Source organism: Pseudomonas putida (assembly GCF_001941965.1).
GTDB classification, from domain to species: Bacteria; Pseudomonadota; Gammaproteobacteria; order Pseudomonadales; family Pseudomonadaceae; genus Aquipseudomonas; species Aquipseudomonas putida_L.
Genome location: NZ_MKZO01000066.1, coordinates 1 through 1,944 on the forward strand (window position 1 = coordinate 1; position 1,944 = coordinate 1,944).

At 49.6% G+C, this 1,944-nt stretch carries 2 protein-coding genes; one reads left to right on the top strand and one right to left on the bottom strand.

Annotated features, from left to right (window positions below):
• The first annotated feature begins 284 nt into the window (after positions 1-284).
• Entirely contained in the window at positions 285-782 is a 498-nt protein-coding gene (locus PSEMO_RS33255; RefSeq protein WP_144443634.1) for a hypothetical protein, read from the top strand.
• 117 nt (positions 783-899) lie between these two features.
• On the opposite strand, the gene PSEMO_RS27430 is transcribed toward PSEMO_RS33255, so the two are convergent.
• Positions 900-1,820, bottom strand: a complete 921-nt coding sequence (locus PSEMO_RS27430) for a carbohydrate porin (RefSeq protein WP_256721233.1) — start codon at positions 1,818-1,820, stop codon at positions 900-902.
• Between the last annotated feature and the right edge of the window lie 124 nt (positions 1,821-1,944).

The window sequence follows — 1,944 nt, forward strand, 5'->3', positions numbered from 1 at the left end:
ACGGAGAACCGGTCGAAAAAGCTCTCCGTACATGATTTTTCGGTCACTTTTCGTCCAATGACGCTGTAGGTGCCTGGAAAATTGCAACTTGCCGCGGCTGCACGACAAGTTGATCGGAGCATCCCTAGCGCCTACAAAACAGCAACCCACACATAAAATTGTCAATGAACCAAAACAGAGAAATAAAGCACAACGAAAAAACCAGCATCCACCTTCTCCGCGCCATAACAAGCCAGAACCTCAACCAATAAATTGATGAAAAACCAAGTATTTAAGGATGCAAAATGCAACATTCAATTTCCATATGCGGCTCAATGAAATTTCTTATTGAGATGGAAAATATTGCAAAGTTTTTGGCAGCATTCGGTCATGAAGTGATGACACCCGAAAGAGAAGAGAGTCACCTCGACTGGTCGAACCTAAAAGACGCCAACCTAGTAAAACTTAAAAAATCATTTATTGATTGCCATCTCGAAAAAATTAAACGCTCGGATTTCGTATTGATTGCTAATTTCTCGAAAAATGGTATCAGCGGTTATGTAGGGCCAAATACACTGATGGAAGCCTCGTTTGCACACGCATTAGGTGTGCAGGTGATTTTTCTTTACGATCCTTCGCAGCAAAGCTGCGGGCTTGAATGCCTTGCCATTATGAGCAAATGCTTAGATGGCAATGCTCACGATATTGTGAACGCATTGAAATGCCGCCAACTGAGTCGCTTTCAAAACTTGGCTTCAGCTCATGTAATTAGTTTAAAGCCCAACAAACCAGACAGATGGTAACTTCAGCGACACACGGACGACGCCATATGTGGATTGACTCAAAGCGCAATTTTTCCAAAATTACAAGATAGCTCGACCCGCCGCCGAGTCGAGCTAAATTGTTTAAAGCACTCGAGTCTACAACCCAACTTCAAGTTTTATACCAGCTACCCAAGCTGCGTCAACTTCATCAACGCCACCTGGATCTACAACCACTTGGAGGTTCGGGCGCACGGTCAACCAACGCGTCACAGCGAAGCCGTAGTTGATTTCAATGTTAGTTTCAGCATTCTGCAACGGGGTGAAATCTGGATCGTTGTAATCCACTGCACCATTCAACGCGTTGGCGCGATCTGCAGTATTGCGGAGGCGCTTGTTTGCATGAATGTTAGCTACACCGAAGTTGACCTCATCGTAAGGCCTGGAGTCAAACGGCGCGGTGTAGATAATACCAGCCTGAACCGAACGCTCGATCGCACTGGTTTCCTTGTCGTGGAAAGTCGCACTAGCAAACAGTGTCAGGCCACGCGCGGAGAAGCTCGGGTCTTTATAAACCTGCTGCTTGCCAAGCACCCAAGTACCGTACTTCCGGTTGCGCTCCTTAGGCTGCCCGTTTTCAAGATCATAGACGTCGTCCCATGAACGGTTGCTGTAGTAGCCGCCAAAACGGTACTCGCCAGGAAGCTTCTGTTCGCCCAGTGTCAGGGAGTGAACAACCTCGACGGGAACCAAGCTGCCCTTGTTGCCACTACCACTCATTTTGAAACCGTTACCAGTTTCGAGGTACGACGGATTCTGCTCGTAAACACCCACTTGGAAATATGTATCTTCGGTCAGGCCAAACTTGACCCGAGCGCCCCATTGGGACACAGGGTAGTTGTAGATTGTATCGCCTGCCCAGTTCCCCGCCGGAGCCCCGCAGAACGATACGTTCTGGAATCGGCAACCCCAAGTGCCAAAGTCCTCCCCTACGCCAACTAGACCGAGCTTGATATTGAGACGGTCATCCCAGAAGCGTTGCTGATACCACAGTTGCGAGAGGCGCCAGGTCTGGCCCAATGTCATCAACCTAAGCTGCAGCCCTGCCCAAGGCAAGCCCCCCGAAGCAGCCAGCCGCCATGGCCGTCGGGCGATGACCAGGCCTCTGCCGCTCAATCAGGCGGTCTAGCTGGGCTGGCGGTGA

Coding starts and splice junctions, on each gene's coding strand:
- PSEMO_RS33255 (WP_144443634.1), top strand. CDS start 285: ATGCAACATTCAATTTCCATATGCGGCTCAATGAAATTTCTTATTGAG.